The following is a 15,368-nucleotide window of genomic DNA, read 5'->3' as shown; positions in this document are numbered from 1 at the left end:
TCATTTTGGCGCGGCGATAGGAGGGGAACCAATACGTGAGGTAGAGCAGTAAACCCGGCGCAAGACCTGCTTCGGCAATACCCAGCAGAAAGCGCAGCGTATAGAACTGCCAAGCCGTTTCTACAAAGGCGAAGAGGCCGGAAATAATGCCCCACGAGATCATGATGCGCGCAATCCAGCGTCGTGCGCCGACCTTATGGAGGATGAGGTTGCTGGGTACTTCGCAGAGGAAATAACCCAGAAAGAACACCCCTGCACCCAGACCGTATACCGCCTCGCTCCAGGACAGGTCATTCATCATCTGCAGCTTTGCAAACCCGACGTTTACTCGGTCCAGGTAAGCGCACAGATAACACAGCATCAAAAATGGCATCAATCGCCAGGCAGTTTTGCGGTACGCGCTTGCGCGCACAGTGGACGCAGCGTCCAGCGTCATGGTGGTTATCATGATGGTCAGGTCTCTTGTTTTTATAGACCGCCGGGTTTAGAACCCGGGGTATCACCGATCCAGAGCTTATGGATAGCAGCCGCTTGCAGGGCCGTTAGTGGATCAACATGCCGCCGTTTACATCCAGCGTGATGCCGGTGAGGTAAGCGGACAGATCGCTGGCTAGAAACAGTGCCGCATTCGCGACGTCCTGCGCCGTCCCCAGTCGTCCCAACGGGATGCTCTCGATAATCGCGTGGCGACGATCATCCTGCATCAGGCCACCGGTGATATCGGTATGAATCAGACCTGGCGCAATCGAGTTGACGCGAATGTTGGCCGTGCCAAATTCTCGCGCCATGGCCTTGCCCAGCCCTAGGACACCGGCTTTCGCTGCGCTGTAATGTGGGCCGCCGAAAATGCCGCCTCCACGCTGGGCTGAGACCGATGACATGCAAACGATGCTGCCTGAGGCTTGAGCGAGCATCGTTGGAATGACTGCCTGCGACATGACCAACGTACCGCGCAGGCTCACATCCAGAACCTTGTCGTAATCGCCCGAGCGGATATCCAGCGTTTTGATAGGTTGGGTGATGCCCGCGTTATTAATCAGTATGTCGATACGTCCGTACTGCTCAATAACTTTGGCGACGGCAGCCGTCACTTGGGCTTCGTCGGCGACATTGGCGGCCAGGCCTAAGTGACCCTCGCCGAGTGCGGCGGCGGCATCTCGGGCGGCGGACTCGTCGAGGTCCAGAATCACCACGCGGGCACCGTGGTTGGCGAAGGTCACAGCAGTTGCGCGGCCGATACCACGTTCGGATGCAGCGCCCGTGATAATGGCGACTTTGCCTTGAAGAAGCATGAGGAGTCCCTCTGATTGTTATTAGGGTTCGATTCAGCGATCGCGGACTCAGAGTGGTCTGTGCGCAGTGACCGAGCAATAAGCCAAACCTCACTGCTACATGAAAAAAATTCAGCACTCGTCAATCCAGAACACAAGTGCTTGAATAGCGCTACTCGTACAAGACCAAAACAATAGGCTCAATACCGATGCGCCAAGACGACATTCCGTTATCCAATCTGCCACCGTTGAGAGCCATTCAAGCCTTCGAGCAAACCGCCCGCTTTGGCAATCTGGCAAGAGCCGCCGAAGTGCTGGACTTAACACCGTCGGCAATCAGTCATCAACTGGCCAAACTGGAGGTCATGATTGGTCGACAGTTATTTGTACGCGCGGCGCGTGGGGTCACGCTGACACCGGTAGGCGAGCAGTACTTGAAGGATATCTCTGGTTTGTTGCAAAGCCTTGAGGTCGCAACTGTCCGGGCGGCGAGTGACGTGAGTCTCGATTGCCTGCGGCTGCATTCCTCACCCAGCTTTGGTTTACTGTGGCTGATGCCGCGGTTGGAGTCATTTCGTATGACCAATCCAGACATCCAGATCAATTTATCGTGCTCGTACGAGTCGCTGCACTTCAGCCAAGACAAGATTGATGTCGATATTCGTCACGGGCGGCCCAATTGGCCCAGTTATGAAGTACGCACCGTGCGCAACGAGAGCTTCGCGGTACTGGCCTCGCCTAAGCTGATCGGACGCTGTGTGGTGAAAAACGCAGTTGACCTGCTGGCCCAAGACTTGATTCTTTCTGAGGCAACTCTACTCAGATGGCCTGAGTGGTTCGCTCAGCATGGCTTGGCTCGCCCCGAAAAGCCCTACGCCTTGAGCTTTGACCGATCCTATATGAGCCTAGAAGCGGCGAGCCACGGCTTGGGGTTTGCCCTTGAAAGTACGCTGTTGGCGCAAAAATACCTCTCCAGCGGTTCGCTGGCTGAGGTGGTTCCCGAAGTCTTGAACTCCCCGGTAGCGGCCCACCATTTAGTATTCCCAAAGGCTCACTCCAGCTTCCCCAGAGTCAGGCGATTTTTGGGGTGGATGGAAGGAGAGCTAGGGCATAGTTTTGTGTTTTAGCCTGCTATTTACTGGCTGTTCTCACTGCCATTGGATTCGCTTAATTTCTCCTTGGCTCACGTCTCGTCATTTCAGCGAATCAAACCGCGCGCGAAAATTGCGATCTGATGCACAATACGCCCCGTACCATTCCCTTCAGGATTTTTAATGCTCATGTTCTTTGCGTTGCGTACCGTGGTCGTTGCTATGTTGCTGGCCGGCCTCGCAGGTTGTTCATCGAATAAGACCGCGATTTATGAGCGTGAAAGCTTCAACGACTCAGGTACGTTTTCGCGTAACTATCCGGTAACCGATGTCGCCTCGTGTGAGGCTGCACGTCGGGCATTGCTGAGTCAGGGGTACATCATTACCAGCAAAGACCCGAAAATGATCAGCGGCCATAAAAGCTTCCAGCAAACGGGCGAAAGCCATCTGGAAATCAGTTTTAACGTAGTCTGCGCCGACGACGGCCGCTCAGCGCACCATGCCACCATGTTTGCTAACGCCTTGCTGGATCGTTATGCACTGAAGAAGACCAATAACTCGGCGAGCCTAGGTGTAGGCGTGTTGGGCTCTGTGTCGATGCCGATTGGTTCGTCCGACGACTCAATGGTCAAAGTGGCCAGTGAAACCGTGTCATCGCCCGATTTTTATGACCGCTATTTCTCTTTGGTTGAAGTGTTCTTGCCTAAAGAAGTGAAAAAAGCGGTTGAAGAAGATGACAAGCCTAAGGCCGAACTGGGCGTTCCAGAAACCCTCGATATCAAGGCCCAGACTGCGCCTGTAACGCCCGTGCTTGCGCCAGCTGTACCTGTCACACCTGCGCCTGTAGCGAGCGAAACACCTGCGGTTGAACCTGAGGTTGCCCCTAACAGCTCAACCCCCATCGTCGCGCCTGTGGAGTTACCAGCCATAGTGCCCACCGACACCCCAACTGCCCCGGCGCCAGTGGTGCCGACCACAACACCCGACTCAGTAACACCTTCGCCAGTCACCCCGCCTGCCGCTGAAAAGCCGGCTGAGAACAGTGCCGAGCCAGCCGCACCTGCGCCGGAGTCCAGCAGCACACCGCCGACAGAAGCGTCAAAAACGCCTGTGCCTACCGCAGTAGAGCCTGCGCCAACAGAATAAAGGGTTGCACAAAATTTCTGAGGTCTGCTACGTTTAAAGTCAGTGCTGGGCAAGTTCGCGAATGTGTCATTTAACCTTCATGCGCGCACTTTAAGCTCCACCCAGCGTCACTCAGGTATGACGTGAACTCATAGACTAAAGAGGATGTAGCCATGGACGACTATCAAGAAGAACTGCTCGAGTATCAGGCATCGGAGTTGGACTCCCCTGAGTCTGCTGACGACGCGACTGAGCTTTGAATCAGGCCAATTGACGCTGGCGACGACGGAACTCTCCTGGAGTTTCCCCGTTCCAGCGCTTAAAGGCTCTCTGAAACGCCTCGGCTGAGGCAAACCCCAACAAATAAGCAATTTCGCCAAAGGCCAATTCCGTCTCCCGGATATAGGTCATGGCAAGGTCGCGCCGTGTGTCATTCAAAATCGCGCGAAATTGCGTACCTTCTTCTGCCAGCTTGCGGCGTAAAGTCCACGTCGGCAGCTTAAGACGCGTCGCCACTTCTTCTAGGTCGGGCTCCCGGCCACCATTGAGCAACGGCCCCAATAATTGCGTGATGCGTTCGCGCAGGCTACGGGTGCGGGTCAACATCTCTAATTCGCGCTCACACAGCTGCAGCAGGGTTGCCCACGTGCTGGGGCAATGCACAGGGTTGCGTAGGTCAAGGGTCGCGTGGCTAAGGCGTAATTGATTTGTTTGTGCACGAAAGTTAATCGGAACTTGCTTCAACTGGCTGTAGCACTCGGCATACACAGGCTCGCTGAACTCGATGTCGATCTGCTCACAGAGCAAAGGCTGAGCGGCAACAGATGATAGTTGTTGCAGCCAGCCAGCAATGATCGAGTCCACTACAAAGCGGTTATAGGCGTTATACGGGCTGATGGAATAAAAGCGCAGCCAAGCGCCATGAGTATCCTCGTGCAGGCTCGACTGGCCGCGATAGTTTGAGCCGTACAGCGGTTCAAAACGAGTCAGCGTGCGTGCGGCTTCGCGTACGGTTGGAGCTTGGGCGGCGGTGACGCCGGCCAGCCCTACTTGAGGGAGTCGGCTCAATTGACCCATGCGCAATCCCAACCCCGGTTCGCCTGTCAGAACGATTGCCGCATGCCCCAAACGCATGTAGCGCGGGATCGACAAGCGGGCTGCGGGCAGGGCGAGCCGAGCCGGATCAAGCCCGTATTGGTCCAACAGCGGTAGCGGGTCTTGCCCAAAGCTGCGAATGGCGTCCGCTAGCGCCTCAACAAATCCGACCGAAAGATCCCCCAAGCGCATCGGCATTGGTTTCATGGTCTTAGAGCCATACGTTCAACAGTCGCGCACCATCACTGATGTTCTCGCTGTTGTTATGACCGTCATGGCTAATAAAGCCGTGCCCAGAACTGCGTTTGTCCCAGAACTTGCCGCGTAGAAACACAGTGACCCCTGCTTGCGCCGTGCTGACAGGCAAGCTGCTGGTCAGTTGCGCGCCTTGCTCGTTCAAGGCCCGGTAGTGCTCGGGATACCAACTGTCGCTGCCCACAAGGATGCCCAAGCGTCCGGCCGGAGTGTCGATCACATTCAAATGATGATCGGGGCTTGGCTGGATATAACTTTGTTCTTCGTAAGTGGGTAGTAACTGGCGCTGCATAGGGCTGTGCGGCACACCATTACGGTCGAAAACAACGCTGCTGTTGTACAGAGGGCCGCTACCGGGCTTCAGTGTGCCGTTTTCAATACGCGGATCAGGCAAGGTAATACTGCCCGCCACCAGCGTCACTCCAAACTCTTTGGCCAAGCCACCGAATAGACGCTGATAGTCCCTGGCCATAGGCTCAGCTTTCATGCGCAGGTGCGCATCGTTAGTCCGGTTGTCACCGTCTGCCCGTAACCAGGCATTGGCAAATGCCAACGGGTGACTGAGGACCAGCATGTGCATGGCTTCATTCAAGTTGGGGGCTTGATACAGCTCGTTTTTTTCACCTTCAAACACCAGCCATGAGCCAATGTGTTCAGGTAACACCACCACCGTTTTATCGTTGAGCAGCCCGTCATTGCGGGCGCTGTTCAAATAGGCGGCCAGCTTTAAGTGCACCAAATCTAGACGTTGAAAGTCACGCGGGGACAGATCAGGCTCGATGCCCAATAGATTGCCCCGGCCTTGATCCACGCCTTCATTGATCGCCAGCTGTATCCGCAGATCAGACAGGTAATGACCGGCCGGGCGATGCTTAGTCCAGTACGCGTAGCCAGCGCCAGCAGCGACAAGGGCGGTCAATAAGGTGCAAGCAAATAATTTACGCATGAGAAATAAAGCGGTAACCGTGAGCAGAATTCGACGCTTAGGGTAGGGTGCCAAGCCGGACTTGCCAAGGGGCGATGGGCATTCAGGTCATTAATTTGTAACTTTGGGTCATTGAGCGTGTCTGGGTGTGTCTTTACTGTGCCAGTCATAACCGACGAGGGCCTATGAGCGCCTCGCTTAGCGTGATTTTGCCTGTAACGGAGCTCCCCTGATGACTGCCTCTGACTACCCACATTTATTGGCCCCGCTGGATTTGGGCTTTACCACTTTGCGTAACCGCACCCTGATGGGGTCAATGCATACCGGCCTTGAAGAGCAACCGGGTGGGTTTGAACGCATGGCGGCCTATTTTGCCGAGCGGGCCAAAGGGGGTGTCGGGCTGATAGTCACGGGCGGCATTGCGCCTAACGATGAAGGTGGCGTCTACCGTGGTGCAGCCAAGCTCAGCACGTCTGAAGAGGCAGAAAAGCACTTGGTAGTGACCCAAGCAGTACACGCTGCGGGTGGCAAAATTTGCTTGCAGATCCTTCACGCCGGACGCTACGCCTATAGCCCAAAACAAGTGGCTCCGAGCGCCATTCAGGCACCGATCAACCCGTTTACCCCTAAAGAGCTCGATGAAGCGGGTATCGAGAAGCAGATCAGCGACTTCGTGACCTGCGCTCAACTGGCTCAAAGTGCCGGTTATGACGGGGTGGAGATCATGGGCTCCGAAGGTTACTTCATTAACCAATTCTTGGCGGCTCAAACCAACCACCGCACTGACCGCTGGGGTGGCAGTTACGAAAACCGCATGCGCCTGCCCCTTGAGATCGTACGGCGCACGCGAGAAGCCGTTGGCCCGAACTTCATCATTATTTATCGCTTGTCGATGCTCGATTTGGTCGCCGGTGGCAGTGTTTGGGAAGAAATCGTGCAACTGGCCAAGGCAGTGGAACTCGCCGGTGTGACCCTTATCAATACCGGGATCGGCTGGCATGAGGCGCGTATCCCGACCATTGCCACGAAAGTTCCGCGCGGAGCCTTCAGCAAGGTCACCGCCAAGCTGCGCGGTTCGGTCAACGTGCCGTTGATCACCACCAACCGCATCAACACCCCTGACGTTGCTGAGCAGATTTTGGCCGAAGGTGACGCGGACATGGTGTCCATGGCGCGCCCGTTTTTGGCTGATCCAGAATTCGTCAACAAAGCCGCGGCGGGTCGCAGTAATGAGATCAACACCTGCATTGGCTGTAATCAGGCCTGTTTGGACCACACCTTTGGCGGCAAGCTCACCACGTGCCTGGTTAACCCGCGTGCCTGCCACGAAACCGAACTCAATTACTTACCAACCATCGCTGTGAAGAAAATCGCCGTGGTTGGCGCTGGGCCGGCTGGCTTATCAGCGGCGACCGTGGCCGCTGAGCGTGGTCATCAGGTCACGTTGTTTGATTCGGCCAGCGAGATCGGTGGCCAATTTAACGTTGCCAAGCGCGTGCCAGGAAAGGAAGAGTTTTTTGAAACCTTGCGTTACTTCGCGCACAAGCTGCAAACCACGGGTGTTGAGTTGCGGCTCAATACCCGTGTTGATGTGCCGCAACTGCTGGCGGGCCAGTTTGACGAAATCATCTTGGCTACCGGTATTTCACCGCGCAGCCCGGCGATTCCGGGTATTGAACACCCCAAAGTACTGAGCTACCTGGATGTGATCCTTGGGCGCAAGCCGGTGGGGGCCACAGTCGCCGTAATCGGCGCCGGCGGCATTGGTTTTGACGTGTCCGAGTTCCTAGTGCATGAGGGCGTGGCCACCAGCCAGGATCGCGAAGCGTTCTGGCGTGAATGGGGGATAGACCCCGAGTTAGAAGCGCGTGGCGGAGTTGCTGGAATAAAACCCGAAGTGCATGCACCCGCTCGCCAAGTTTTTTTGCTGCAACGTAAAAAAACCAAAGTGGGAGACGGCTTGGGCAAGACGACAGGCTGGATTCACCGTGCGGGGCTGAAGAACAAAGGCGTGCAAATGCTCAACAGCGTTGAATACCTGAGCATCGACAATGACGGCCTGCACATCCGCATTGACGAAGGCGAGCCGCAACTGTTGCCGGTTGACAACATCGTGATATGCGCGGGGCAAGACCCTCTGCGTGAGTTGCAAGCAGGTTTAGTCGCCGCAGGTCAGAGCGTGCATCTTATTGGCGGGGCTGACGTGGCTGCCGAACTGGATGCCAAACGCGCAATCAACCAAGGCTCGCGACTGGCGGCCGAGTTGTAAACCCGAGCTGATTTCAACGATCAACCTTGCTTGTATTGGATAGCGATTAACGCTGTAGGAGCTGCCGCAGGCTGCGATCTTTTGATCTTGACCTCTAAAAATCAAAAGATCGCAGCCTGCGGCAGCTCCTTGAAAAGCCATGTGGCCGCTATCGCAGCAATGTAGATGCTACAAGGGGGGGCTTGGACCTAGTGCACGATCTGCGCGAGAAATGCTTTTGCCCGTGGGCTTTTTGGGGCGTTGAAGAAGTCTTCAGGTGGCGAGTCTTCGATGATCATGCCGCCGTCCAGAAACAACACCCGCTCTGCCACTTGCCGCGCAAAGCCCATTTCATGGGTGACGCAGAGCATGGTCATGCCGCTGCCCGCCAGCTTGACCATCACGTCTAACACTTCACTGACCATTTCCGGGTCTAGGGCCGAGGTCGGCTCATCAAACAACATGATTTTCGGCTCCATGCACAACGCACGTGCGATGGCGACGCGTTGTTGTTGCCCGCCGGACAGTTGGCTCGGGTACTTGTTGGCTTGGCTGGCGATGCCGACTTTTTGCAGAAAATGCTGCGCCAGCTCTACGGCTTTTTTACGAGGTAACCCGCGCACCGACATAGGCGCCAAGATGCAGTTGTCCAGCACGCTCATGTGCGGGAACAGGTTGAAGTGCTGAAACACCATACCGATTTCGCTGCGCACGTTATCTGCTTCACGGGTGCTGTGTGAGAGGTCGGTGTTGTTGACCAGAATGCGGCCTTTTTCGGCGACTTCGAGGCGATTAATACAGCGGATCAAGGTTGACTTACCCGACCCGGACGGGCCGCACAAGACGATCCGCTCGCCTTCACGCACGGTCAGGTCAATGCCTTTGAGTACATGAAAAGCGCTGTAGTACTTGTTCAAGCCAGTAATGTCCACCACCACCTTGCGGGTGTCAGCCACTGGTGACACAGGGTTACGAACATCAGCAGATTGGGCGTGCATAGCGTGTCTCCAGAGGTCAGTTAAAGCGCTCGGCGCTGTAGGGTGTTGGATCAGTAAACGGTTGTTGGCCGGTCATCATTTCGGCCAGCAAACGCCCGCTGACCGGCCCTAGTGTCAGCCCGTGGTGGGCATGGCCAAAGTTGAACCACAAGCCTTTATGACGACTGGCCGGACCGATCACCGGGCACATGTCCGGCAAGCAAGGGCGGCGCCCCAACCACGGTGCGGCATCGACCCGCGGACCCAACGGATACAAACGCTGAGCGCGCTCTTCGCAACGGCGCAGTTGGATTTCATTGATCGGGTCGTCGCTGTCAGCGAATTCGATGCCGGTGGTCAGGCGAATACCGCCGACCATCGGTGCCAACACGTAACCGCCGATTGAATCGAGTATCGGGTGTTGCATGGTGTGGCCGTGTTTGGCGGCGTAGTGCATGTGGTAGCCACGCTTGATCGCCAGCGGAATGCGGTATCCCAACGGCTCGAAAATAGCCCGGGCCTGTGGCCCCAGCGCCACCACTGCCTCTTGGGCGACGATCAGTCCTTTTTGGCTCTCGACCTGCCATTGCCCTGCCGTCGCCCGTAGGCGAGTGGCATCGCCGAGCACAAAGGTGCCGCCACGCTGGACAAACAGCTCGGCGTAGCCTCGGGTCAGGCCTCCGGGGTCGCTGACGGTTTTGGGGTCGAGCCAGTGAATACCACCCACTACGTCACTATGCAGCCCAGGTTCAAGCGCGTGGACCTGGTGTTTGTCGAGCACTCGGTAGTTGAGCTTATAGGCTGCCAAAGCGGCCGCATCGCGCTGGGCTTTGTCGAAGTCTGCCGAGGTGCGATACACCTCAACCCAGCCGCTGTCTTGAATCAACCCCGTCACCCCAGCAGGTTCAGCCAGCAGGTCGTGTTCACTCACGCATTTTTCTATCAGCGGCAGCATTGCCTGAGTGGCTTTGGCCAAACCCTTGCTGCCGGATTGACGCCAATACTGCATCAGCCACGGCCCGGCCTTGGGCAGATGTTTGAGGCTGTAGCGCACGTCAGATTGTTGGTTCAGGCCGTAACGCAATAAACGCGAAACTTCACGCGGGAACGCGTACGGGATAACGCTGGCGCGCTCAATCAACCCGGCGTTACCGTGGCTGGTGCCGCTGCCCGGTTGGTCGCGGTCGAGCAATACCACCTTGCGCCCGCGGGCCTGAAGCTGCAACGCGGTACAGACGCCGACAATCCCAGCGCCCAGAACGATAGTGTCGCAATGCATAAATACATCCTTAAACGAGGGCCGTCTGTGCAGCCACAATGGGCTTACTGAATGTGACGGCTGAGGCGGCCTTCGATAAGTTTCAGGCTGCGCCGCACGATCTCGACGATCAGCAGGTACAGCACCGCGGCCCACAGGTACACCTGAAAGTCGAAGGTGCGTGCAAAGACCATTTTGGTCACGCCCATCAGGTCGTAAATGGTCACTAAGGAGGCGATGGCGCTGGCCTTGATCATCAGAATCAGTTCGTTGCCCAGCGGGCCGATGGCCACCAACAATGACTGCGGCAAGATGACCTTGCGAAAGGTCGTCCAGCGCGACAGATTCAGTGCCTTGCACGCTTCACGCTGACCTTGGGCGACGGACAAAATACTGCCGCGCAAAATTTCGGCCTGATACGCGGCGGTGTTTAGGGTGAAGGCGAGCAAGGTGCAGAGCCACGCATCACGGAAAAACCACCACAAGCCAATATCTTGCCAAAAGCCTTTGAGTGACCCGAGGCCGTAATACAGCAGAAACAACTGCGCCAGCAGCGGTGAACCGCGGAAGAAATACACGTAGACGCCCGTCACGTTGCGCAACAAGCGGTTGTTGGATAAACGCCCTAGGGCAATCACCAGCCCGAGCAACGCGCCGAGGGTGAATGAAATGCCCACCAGTTTGGCGGTCACCAGCAACCCGTCGATAAAGCGCGGGCCGTAGCGCTGAAGCAGTTCGGGGTCTAGAAGCAGGTGTTGCAGATCCGCCAAGCTCATGGCTGCACGCTCCGTATGTGGCGGTTGAAGTAGCGCTCCAAAAAGGCGAACAAGCGCCCGGAGATGGCCGAGAAAAACAAGTAGATAAAGCAGGCCACGCTGTAAAACAGCATCGGGTCTTTGGTCACGCTAACGGCCAAGTTGGTTTGGCGCATCAGGTCGACCAAGGCGATGGTCGACACCAGTGAGGTGTCTTTAAGCAGTGACAGCCAGTTGTTCGATAGGCCGGGCAGAGCAATGCGCGCCAGTTGTGGCAGCACAACTTTGCGAAACGTGGTGAACGTAGACAGACCCAGCGCCGAAGCTGCTTCGTACTGCCCTTTGGGAACAGTTTTAAAAGCGCCTAGCCAGATCTCGCTGGAAAATGCCGCAAATACCAAGCTGAAGGCGATCATGGCGGCCACGAAGGTGTTGATGGTGAACTGCACGTCATAGCCCATCAAGGCGAGGAATTTTTGCGCCGCAATCTGGCAGCCGTAGTAAATGATCAACAGCGTCAGCAGTTCTGGCAGGCCTCGAAAAACAGTGGAAAAGGTCGTGGCCCAAGCCCGCAGCCAACGGTTTTTGGAGCGTGCAGCGACGGCCACGAGCAGCCCCAGCGGCAAGCCGATGGGCAAGCAACTCAAGGCCAAGGCGATGGTTACCAACGATCCGGCCAGTAGCGCCGAGCCCCAGCCGCCGCTGGCGAATGAAAGCAGTGAGAGTTGTTCGAGCATGCTCGAGTCCCCGGGCAAAAAAAGGCAATAGTGCGCCTCTGCACACCCAAGGCGCGCAGGGCGAAGTTATTGGCAGGGAAGCCCTCAACCGAGGGCGAAAAACTTAGTAGATGTCGAAGTCGAAGTACTTGCTCGAGATCTTTTTATAGGTGCCGTCGGCGACGATTTCATCCAGCGCCTTATTGAAACGCTCGCGCAGGGCATCATCATTTTTGCGCACTGCAATCGCCGCGTCGTCCATCGTGCCATCAACGTCGCCGATGATTTTGCAGCAGTCTTTGCCGGTTTTATTAACCCATTCCATCAGCGGGAATTTGTCGGCGATCACCACATCCACCCGCTCGTTGGCCAATTCGCTGTTGGCTTCGTCCAAGGTGGGGTACAGCTTGAGGTCAGCCTTTGGGTAGTGCGCTTCGGCATACAGGCTTTGAGTGGCGGCGCTTTGGGCGCCGACGGTTTTACCCGCGAAGTCTGACTGAGCGTCGGTGATGTCCGAATCTTTGGCCACGGCGATCGACAGCGGCGTGCGGTAGTAGTGATTGGTAAACGCAATTTTCTTTTTGCGCTCTTCATTGACGATCATTGACGCCACGATGGCGTCATACTTTTTGGCCATTAACCCGGCAATGATCCCGTCCCAATCCTGGGCGACGATGGTGCATTGCGCGTCCATGCGTTTGCACAGCTCTTGGGTGATATCAACGTCGAAGCCATGCAGTTTGTTGTCCGAATCAACGTAGTTGAACGGCGGGTATGCGCCTTCCGTGGCGATGATCAGTTTGTCGGCCTGAGCGTTGGACGCGACGGCGAAGACCATTGCGCACGCACTGGCAAAGCGAAGGACGTTGTTCATCTAGCACCTCGTTTTATTGTTTTGATCCGGGTGAGGATGTGTAACCCACGAACTCATTGTGTAAGGCCGCGGTTGCCTCAAGACGTTTCTCAACGTCAGGCCCCAGTTGTTTGCACACTTCATTGATCAGCAGGTGCACCAGCGACAGCATGGCTGCGGTGGATTCCCAGAACAGATTGAATTCGGTCGGCACGCGAAATACTTCATCGGCGCTCTGGTCTGCCCAGTCGCAAAAGGTGTCGGTCACCAGCGTGACCGGGATCCCTGGCTCACGCGCCTTGCGGCACAGTTGCTGGGCGTGGCGCGAATAGCGTCGGGCCTCGAACACCACCAGGGCGCACTCGTCGGCGGGGCACAGCAGTACGTCGGCGTAATGCCCCGCAGCGCCATCGACTAACTGCACACCGTCGCGAAGGTATTGCAGCAAATGCACCATAGACGCGGCGATCCCGCGCTCGGTCTGGAAACCCGCAACAAACACTTTGCGTCGGGTGGCTAGACGCTGACTGACGGTTTGCCAAGCGGGCGTGAGGCTGTACTCATACACCTTGACCAGCGCCGCGACTTCCAGCTCAAAACTGCGTGGCAATGCCTGCGGGCTTTGGCTCGATTGTTGACGAAATTCTTGCAGGCGATCGCCGACCAGCCACGGGCCATCGCCGAGGTCGTCTTTAAGATCGCTTTTGAGTTCTTTGAAATGGCTGTAGCCCAGCGAGCGGCAAAAGCGCCCAACGCTAGACTCGCTGACGCCCAGCTTGCTGGCAATGTCGGCGGCAGTCTGAAACGGCAACTCGTAGAGGTTCGCCAGCATATAACTGGCAATCGCCCGACCCGAAGGCGCGGCGGTTGACAGGCTGCTTTCAAGGCGTTGTTTAATCGACTGGCTCACGGCTGCTTCCTGTTCTTGTTTCAGCTCGCTGCAGAAAGTGAAGGTTTTCTGTCATTAAGTCAACAATTGACAGATAACTGTCATCGCAGGATAGTGGCCTTACAGTTGCATCTCGATATAAAAATAACTTGATCGGAGCGCCAGCATGTCCCAGCCCGTCACTGCCACATCGTCTACAGAGTCACTTTCGCTCAACGAGTTGACCACGCTGCTGCAACAGATATTTGAGCGTCATGGCACCTCCCAAGCGGTGGCTCAGGTGCTGGCCGATAACTGCGCACGGGCTCAGCGCGATGGTTCTTACAGCCATGGGGTATTTCGCATTCCTGGGTATCTGGCGTCTTTGGCCAGCAATTGGGTGGACGGTCAGGCTGTGCCCAAAGTCGAAGACGTGGCCTCTGGTTTTATCCGCGTTGACGCAGCCAATGGCTTTGCCCAACCGGCATTGGCGGCTGCCCGTGGACTGTTGGTCGAAAAAGCCCGCAACGCCGGGATCGCGGTACTGGCTATTCGTAATTCGCATCATTTTGCGGCGTTGTGGCCAGATGTTGAGCCCTTTGCCGAGGAAGGTTTGGTGGCCTTGAGCGTGGTCAACAGCATGACCTGCGTGGTGCCGCACGGCGCGCAAAAACCCTTGTTCGGCACCAATCCGATTGCATTCGCGGCGCCGCGTGCGCAGGGCAATCCGATTGTGTTCGACTTGGCCACCAGCGCCATTGCCCATGGCGACGTGCAGATCGCTGCACGCAAAGGTCATTTATTGCCCGCGGGCATGGGCGTCGACAGACAGGGCGAGCCCACCGAAGACCCTAAAGCCATCCTCGATGGCGGCGCCTTGTTGCCGTTTGGTGGTCACAAAGGTTCGGCGCTGTCGATGCTGGTGGAGCTGCTGGCCGCCGCGTTGACAGGCGGCAACTTCTCGTTCGAGTTCGATTGGAAAAAACACCCTGGCGCGCAGACACCGTGGACGGGCCAGTTGTTAATTGTGATCGACCCGAGCAAATCCGGCGGCAACAGCTTTGCCCAGCGCAGCGCCGAACTGGTGCGGCAGATGCACGCCGTGGGCCTTGAGCGTATGCCGGGCGATCGACGTTTTATCGAACGCGCCAAATCACAGGATGCAGGCATCCCGTTGGGCGTCGAAGAGCTGACTAAACTGCGGGCGTTGGCCACACACCGTTAGGAGCTGCCGCAAACACGTTGTGTGGCGCAACAGCATTTGATCACCAACGGCCCGTAGGAGCTGCCGCAGGCTGCGATCTTGGCTTTTAAAGATCAAAAGATCGCAGCCTGCGGCAGCTCCTACAATAAATTCGGTGTGCACGCGGTCCTGTGTAGCAGTACCTGGGTTTAAAACAGCTGACAAGTATCAACGCGCAACCCTTGCGCTTGACCTATGCTGCAGGCGTTTTCAAGCATAAGGAGATGGCCGTGAACGCGCCTGCTACGACCCCGCCGCCTGCAACGGCGAAGGTTAAGTTACCCCTAGGTCTGGTTATCGCTGTGTTGGCGATGGTGGGCGTTTTACTGATGCCATTGCCCGCCGATCTCCCGGTCGCCGGGCATCGGATGCTGGCTATTCTAGTGTTCGCTGTGGTGGTGTGGATCACCGAAGCCGTGTCGTACGAAGCCAGTGCAATCATGATCACGTCGCTGATGGCGTTTCTGATTGGCATGGCGCCCACTCTAGATGATCCGTCGAAAATCTACGGCACAAATGCCGGCATCACGATGGCCCTGACCGGGTTTTCGAATGCCGCGCTGGCGCTGGTAGCCGGGGCGTTGTTTATTGCTGCTGCCATGACCCACACCGGGCTGGACCGGCGCATCGCGCTGGTCACGCTGTCACGAATCGGCACCAGCACCCGCCCCCTTTTGATCGGCGCCAT

The 15,368-nt window shown here is 56.8% G+C and carries 15 protein-coding genes; 5 read left to right on the top strand and 10 right to left on the bottom strand.

Features of this window, described 5'->3' with window-relative positions; translation table 11 throughout:
- Both AQS70_RS22995 and AQS70_RS22990 read right to left on the bottom strand, forming a co-directional pair.
- The coding region (locus AQS70_RS22995) for an MFS transporter (RefSeq protein ID WP_187331841.1) at positions 1-448 on the bottom strand (448 nt) is incomplete at its 3' end.
- Positions 449-542: 94 nt separating this feature from the next.
- Entirely contained in the window at positions 543-1,292 is a 750-nt protein-coding gene (locus tag AQS70_RS22990) for an SDR family NAD(P)-dependent oxidoreductase (protein ID WP_055105034.1), read from the bottom strand.
- A gap of 188 nt (positions 1,293-1,480) precedes the next feature.
- Here AQS70_RS22990 and AQS70_RS22985 point away from each other — a divergent pair, with 188 nt between their 5' ends.
- Both AQS70_RS22985 and AQS70_RS22980 read left to right on the top strand, forming a co-directional pair.
- Positions 1,481-2,398, top strand: coding sequence for a LysR substrate-binding domain-containing protein (locus tag AQS70_RS22985; protein ID WP_055105033.1), 918 nt, complete (start codon positions 1,481-1,483; stop codon positions 2,396-2,398).
- A gap of 147 nt (positions 2,399-2,545) precedes the next feature.
- Positions 2,546-3,508, top strand: a complete 963-nt coding sequence (locus AQS70_RS22980) for a DUF2242 domain-containing protein (RefSeq protein WP_055105032.1) — start codon at positions 2,546-2,548, stop codon at positions 3,506-3,508.
- Positions 3,509-3,748: 240 nt separating this feature from the next.
- Here AQS70_RS22980 and AQS70_RS22975 read toward each other — a convergent pair whose 3' ends face one another.
- Both AQS70_RS22975 and AQS70_RS22970 read right to left on the bottom strand, forming a co-directional pair.
- A complete protein-coding gene (locus AQS70_RS22975) occupies positions 3,749-4,789 on the bottom strand; it encodes an AraC family transcriptional regulator (protein WP_055105031.1) in 1,041 nt (346 codons plus the stop codon).
- Between the two features lie 4 nt (positions 4,790-4,793).
- Positions 4,794-5,783, bottom strand: coding sequence for a nitrilase-related carbon-nitrogen hydrolase (locus AQS70_RS22970; RefSeq protein WP_055105030.1), 990 nt, complete (start codon positions 5,781-5,783; stop codon positions 4,794-4,796).
- A 211-nt stretch (positions 5,784-5,994) separates the two neighbouring features.
- On the opposite strand from AQS70_RS22970, the gene AQS70_RS22965 reads away from it, so the two are divergent.
- The gene (locus tag AQS70_RS22965) at positions 5,995-8,031 is read left to right on the top strand and encodes an NADPH-dependent 2,4-dienoyl-CoA reductase (RefSeq protein ID WP_055105029.1); all 2,037 of its coding nucleotides are present in this window, start codon (positions 5,995-5,997) and stop codon (positions 8,029-8,031) included.
- 188 nt (positions 8,032-8,219) lie between these two features.
- Here the strand turns inward: AQS70_RS22965 and AQS70_RS22960 are convergent, their stop codons facing one another.
- The 6 genes from AQS70_RS22960 to AQS70_RS22935 form a co-directional block, all read right to left on the bottom strand.
- Positions 8,220-8,945: an amino acid ABC transporter ATP-binding protein gene (locus tag AQS70_RS22960; RefSeq protein WP_082428186.1), complete on the bottom strand. Its 726-nt coding sequence runs from the start codon at positions 8,943-8,945 to the stop codon at positions 8,220-8,222.
- 79 nt (positions 8,946-9,024) lie between these two features.
- Positions 9,025-10,266 carry an NAD(P)/FAD-dependent oxidoreductase gene (locus AQS70_RS22955; RefSeq protein WP_055105027.1) on the bottom strand — a complete coding sequence of 414 codons (1,242 nt, stop codon included), beginning with the start codon at positions 10,264-10,266 and terminating at the stop codon, positions 9,025-9,027.
- A gap of 44 nt (positions 10,267-10,310) precedes the next feature.
- Positions 10,311-11,021: an ABC transporter permease gene (locus AQS70_RS22950; protein ID WP_055105026.1), complete on the bottom strand. Its 711-nt coding sequence runs from the start codon at positions 11,019-11,021 to the stop codon at positions 10,311-10,313.
- Entirely contained in the window at positions 11,018-11,737 is a 720-nt protein-coding gene (locus tag AQS70_RS22945; protein WP_055105025.1) for an ABC transporter permease, read from the bottom strand. Before AQS70_RS22945 ends, AQS70_RS22950 begins: the two co-directional genes overlap by 4 nt.
- Before the next feature lie 103 nt (positions 11,738-11,840).
- Positions 11,841-12,590 carry a transporter substrate-binding domain-containing protein gene (locus AQS70_RS22940; RefSeq protein WP_055105024.1) on the bottom strand — a complete coding sequence of 250 codons (750 nt, stop codon included), beginning with the start codon at positions 12,588-12,590 and terminating at the stop codon, positions 11,841-11,843.
- Positions 12,591-12,603: 13 nt separating this feature from the next.
- Positions 12,604-13,479: a MurR/RpiR family transcriptional regulator gene (locus AQS70_RS22935; protein ID WP_055105023.1), complete on the bottom strand. Its 876-nt coding sequence runs from the start codon at positions 13,477-13,479 to the stop codon at positions 12,604-12,606.
- Positions 13,480-13,624: 145 nt separating this feature from the next.
- Here AQS70_RS22935 and AQS70_RS22930 point away from each other — a divergent pair, with 145 nt between their 5' ends.
- A complete protein-coding gene (locus AQS70_RS22930; RefSeq protein ID WP_055105022.1) occupies positions 13,625-14,662 on the top strand; it encodes an Ldh family oxidoreductase in 1,038 nt (345 codons plus the stop codon).
- Positions 14,663-14,910: 248 nt separating this feature from the next.
- Positions 14,911-15,368, top strand: a 458-nt coding sequence (locus AQS70_RS22925; RefSeq protein WP_187331840.1) for an SLC13 family permease, incomplete at its 3' end; no start/stop codon positions are given.

Origin of the sequence: Pseudomonas endophytica (assembly GCF_001411475.1) — a bacterium.
Classification (GTDB): Bacteria; Pseudomonadota; Gammaproteobacteria; order Pseudomonadales; family Pseudomonadaceae; genus Aquipseudomonas; species Aquipseudomonas endophytica.
Note: the sequence above shows the minus strand (reverse complement) of the source record. Positions and strands in the feature narration are given on the sequence as shown.